This window comes from Methanobrevibacter sp. (assembly GCF_045130115.1).
In the GTDB taxonomy this organism is placed as follows: Archaea; Methanobacteriota; Methanobacteria; order Methanobacteriales; family Methanobacteriaceae; genus Methanocatella.
On record NZ_JBGUPC010000023.1, the window covers coordinates 1 to 4,209 of the forward strand.

General features: G+C 32.5%; 6 protein-coding genes. 3 read left to right on the top strand and 3 right to left on the bottom strand.

Annotated features, from left to right (window positions below):
• Window positions 1–18: 18 nt before the first annotated feature.
• Genes ACJMML_RS04065 through ACJMML_RS04075 form a run of 3 tightly spaced genes read right to left on the bottom strand, consistent with a single transcriptional unit; the run spans window position 19 to window position 1,393 of the window.
• Complete coding sequence (locus tag ACJMML_RS04065; protein WP_405306097.1) at window positions 19–708, bottom strand: metal-dependent hydrolase; 690 nt, start codon at window positions 706–708, stop codon at window positions 19–21.
• A complete protein-coding gene (locus ACJMML_RS04070) occupies window positions 705–986 on the bottom strand; it encodes a DsbA family protein (protein ID WP_405306098.1) in 282 nt (93 codons plus the stop codon). Before ACJMML_RS04070 ends, ACJMML_RS04065 begins: the two co-directional genes overlap by 4 nt.
• Window positions 965–1,393: a DsbA family protein gene (locus ACJMML_RS04075; RefSeq protein WP_405306099.1), complete on the bottom strand. Its 429-nt coding sequence runs from the start codon at window positions 1,391–1,393 to the stop codon at window positions 965–967. Before ACJMML_RS04075 ends, ACJMML_RS04070 begins: the two co-directional genes overlap by 22 nt.
• Window positions 1,394–1,469: 76 nt before the next feature.
• On the opposite strand from ACJMML_RS04075, the gene ACJMML_RS04080 reads away from it, so the two are divergent.
• The 3 genes from ACJMML_RS04080 to ACJMML_RS04090 all read left to right on the top strand — a co-directional run bounded on the left by ACJMML_RS04080 (window position 1,470) and on the right by ACJMML_RS04090 (window position 3,993).
• Entirely contained in the window at window positions 1,470–1,847 is a 378-nt protein-coding gene (locus ACJMML_RS04080; RefSeq protein WP_149732399.1) for a helix-turn-helix domain-containing protein, read from the top strand.
• 50 nt (window positions 1,848–1,897) lie between these two features.
• Entirely contained in the window at window positions 1,898–2,890 is a 993-nt protein-coding gene (locus ACJMML_RS04085) for a tRNA-dihydrouridine synthase (protein ID WP_149732400.1), read from the top strand.
• A gap of 107 nt (window positions 2,891–2,997) precedes the next feature.
• Window positions 2,998–3,993: a tRNA-dihydrouridine synthase gene (locus ACJMML_RS04090; protein ID WP_295726969.1), complete on the top strand. Its 996-nt coding sequence runs from the start codon at window positions 2,998–3,000 to the stop codon at window positions 3,991–3,993.
• Window positions 3,994–4,209: the final 216 nt, after the last annotated feature.

Sequence of the window (4,209 nt, forward strand, 5' to 3'; positions counted from 1 at the left end):
GTAAGTTAAACACACTCTTTAAAATTCAATGCTTTCCATGACATTTGGAATTAATGTTTTAGAGTTTGGAACCAATTTTTCAAATTCCTCAGGGTTCTGTGCAATTGAAGGAAATGTATTGTAGTGCATTGGAATAACAAATTTGGGTTTAATCCAGCTAGTTGCAATTGATGCTTCTTTGATGTCCATTGTAAAAATGTTTCCAATAGGTAATATTGCAATATCCGGTTTGTAAATTTCTCCAATTACAAATTTCATATCAGAGAAAAGTCCAGTATCTCCAGCATGAAAAACTTTCAAATTGTTGTCGAAAGTCAATAAAAAGCTTCCAGGATTCCCTGCATATTTTGTATCAATTTCAAAGTCAAATGTTGAGCTGTGTCTGGCTTCAAGCATTCTGATTTCAACATCCTCAAATTTAACGGATGCACCATAGTTAATTCCAATGGCATTTACTCCTTTTCTTTGAAGATATATGGAAATTTCATAATTTGTTATAACAATCAAATTTGTATTGTTTCTTGATATTTCAATGACATCTCCGAAGTGGTCTGCATGGCCGTGGGTGATGCAGATAATGTCAGGATGCAAATCGCTAATTTTTAGAGGGCATACAGGATTTGCCTGAATGAATGGGTCGATTAAAATATTTAATCCTCTATTTGAGGTTAATTCAAATGCCGAATGACCTAACCATTTAAGTTTCATATTTTACAGACCCCATCAGCACAACTGTCTGCGTCCTTATCATCATCAACTTCATTTTCTGCAACAATTTGTGACAGGACACTTTTAAAGTCATCATATGATAATGCGCCTGGAATTGAGTATTTATTGTCAAATAAATAAAATGGAACACCGTGTATTCCTCCGGATAATGCAATATCCTCGTCTTCTTCAACCTGACTGTTGTATAAATTACTGTTCAGCACGTCATTTATTTGATTTTCATCCAAACCTGCATCTAAAGCGATTTTAAGTAGCACTTCCTTATCTGCCAGCTTAAGGTTTTCAACAAAATAAGCATCAATAGTAATCTGGCCAGTTTTTCCACATTTTCAGGATATTTGTCCTGTGCCAGTTTCATCAGTCTGTGGGCATCACGGGTGTTAGTGTAAAGTGTTGATTCATATTTAAAATCAATGCCCTCATCACGGCCAAGCCCTGAAATTTGTGCAACCTGCTTTCTAGCGTCTTCAATTGATAGGCCATATTTGATGGCAAACCTTTCAACAGTAGTGGATTTGACATCCTTTGGTGCGTTTTGATCAAGCTCAAAAGCACGGATATCAAATTCAACATCCAAATTTAAATCATTGATTGCTCTTTTTAATCTGCTATTGCCAATGTAACAGTATGGACAGGCAAAGTCGCTCCAGTATGTAATTTTCATAATATTCCTCAAAGAAATATTTAAAAGATTTAATTAATAAATAAGTAAGTAACTGTATAATTACTTGGTAGATAATATGATTAGCAATGATATTTGCCCGATTGGAAATACTTTAGATTTGTTTAACAGGAAATGGATTTTTTGTATCATGTCAAATATATTCAGGGGAATGACACATTTCAACGAGTTTAAGGATGCAAATCCCACAATCAGTAATCATGTGTTGGCACAGACTCTGAAGTATATGGAAGAACAGGAACTAATCACCAAGACAGTTGTTGATGAGCACCATAATAAGACAGAATATGCTTTAACTCCTAAAGGCCTTAGGGCTAATAGGATACTATATGAAATCACTGAGTATTATTTTGATGAATTGAATTATTCCAATTCTGATGATGTGGAAATTGAAGAACTTTTGGGTGAATACCGCAAAATTTACAATATCAGGTAAGTTTATAATTACTTATTTCTTTTTATACTATTTTTTACTAATTACTTTTTATGAAATCCATATTTGATAAATGTAAATTCGGTGACTTAATACTTAACAGCAGAATCATCAGAACAGGTTTATGGGAATCCCAACAAGATGATTTAAACGCAATTTATGATAGATATGAAAAAATAGCCTCAAGCGGGGTTGGTCTAATTACTTCTGAGCTGTATTCAATATATCCTAATGATAAGTTTAGTGAACATTCCTTTAAAATGAGCAATCGGAATTTCATGACTGTGGCAAGAAAATTGGCTGAAATTTGCCATAGTTATGGGGTTGCAATTTTAGGGCAAGTTGAATTCATCAAATTCAACCGTGGAATTGACTTGGATATTTCAGTCAATGATTTAACTGTTGAAGATATTCGTAAAATACAGGCGGATATTATTTCTGCAGCTCAACAGTTGCAATTTGCAGGATTTGACGGGATTCAATTGTCAATAGGTAATAATTTTTACCTATCTAAATTCATCAATCCATATTATAATCAAAGGGAAGATAATTATGGTGGAAATTTATTTAATAGGTCACGTTTGGTTTTGGAATTGGTTAAAGTAATGAAAGATAACTTGGATTTACATATTTCCTGCAAAATCAACACGTTTGATGAGAGGAAAAATGGATTTAATTCAACTGAAAGTTTTAAAGCTTGTAAATTACTTGAAAAAGTTGGAGTTGACAGTCTTCAGTTAACACGACCTCTTTCACCTTTGTATTTCACCAACAAAGTATCTGGAGAAGATGAACTAATAGATTATACTTCTAAACTAATAGATTCTGTTGACATTCCGGTCATTGTTGGTGGGGGATTTAATGATATGATTCATATGAATGAATTGCTGAACAGTACTAATATTGAATTCATGTCAATGTACAGGCCTTTTGTTGCGAAGGAAGATTTTTTAAATAATTGGAAAATCAATGGTGAAGGTAAATCCAAATGTTTGAAATGCAATAATTGTTATAGGACAAAGACCAGCACATGTTACCATTATTAGGGTAATTTAAGGAAGCAAAAGTTGAGATTAATTATTGAATCAGTTAATTTTAGGTAATTTGTGAATTACTTTCTCCTTTTTATATTCCTTTTATCTAATATGTAACTATGAAAAGTATATTTGACAACACTAAATTCGGCAGTCTTGAGGTTTCCAGTCGTATAATAAGAAATGGGTTGTGGGAATCCCAAAACGATTCCAGTAAAAATCTGTCTCAGGATGTATTTGACAGATATGAAAAATTATCAAAAAATAATGTTGGCGTAATAGTCTCCGAGTTGATTTCATTATATAGTCATGACAGATTCAGTGATTTTACTGATTATATTAATGCTCCTTCATTCATACGGGACTTTAAAGAGGTTACCAGCATAGCCCATGAAAATAATACTCCAATTCTTGCCCAAATAGGCTTTGTCAACTGTAATGTAAATGGGAAACAGATGATGGAAGTCAATGATTTGACTTTGGAGGATATAAGGACAATTCAGGCGGATTATATTGTTGCAGCAAAAAAGATAATGTTTGCAGGATTTGATGGAATAGAATTATGCATAGGCAATAATTTTTATTTATCACGTGTCATGAATCCTTTTGAAAATACACGCAGTGACAATTATGGTGGAAATACTTACAATCGTGTGAGAATGGTTTTGGAGATAATTAAATTGATTAAAAAAACAACAGGATTGCATGTTCACTGTAAGGTTAATTTGTATCAGGATGAAGAGGATTCTCTGGAAATTTGCAAAATTCTTGCTGAAAACGGTGCAGATAGCTTACAGATTACTAAATTCTTATCTCCACAATACTTTAGAAAAGGTCAATCAAATCAAGACATGTTAGTGAGCTTTGCGGATAAAGTTGCAAAGAATGTTTCCATCCCCGTTGTTTTAGGTGGGGGAAGGTCAGATATGGATAAAATCATCGAATTGTTAAATAATACTGATATTGACTTTATTTCAATGCAAAGACCCTTTGTAAAAGATCCTACTTTTTTAACTCAATGGAAAATTGATGGATATGGCAAATCTGAATGTAAAACTTGTAACAACTGCTATTGGAAAAAACAGAGTGTTTGTTTGATAGAATATAGTGATTAATCATCATTTTTTTTTTAAAGATATCTGCAATTAAAATAGTTTCATGAAATTTGGTCTAATGAGAGTATTATCGCATCTAAAAATTATTATGTTGCAAAATGAGAGTGTCGAAACTTTTTTATAAGTTTCATACGAATTGTTCGTAGTTTTTTCAAAATAATTTGTCTAATTAATTAAATTTTGTTGGTAATGTACGGTGTATGCTATGTTTCCAAT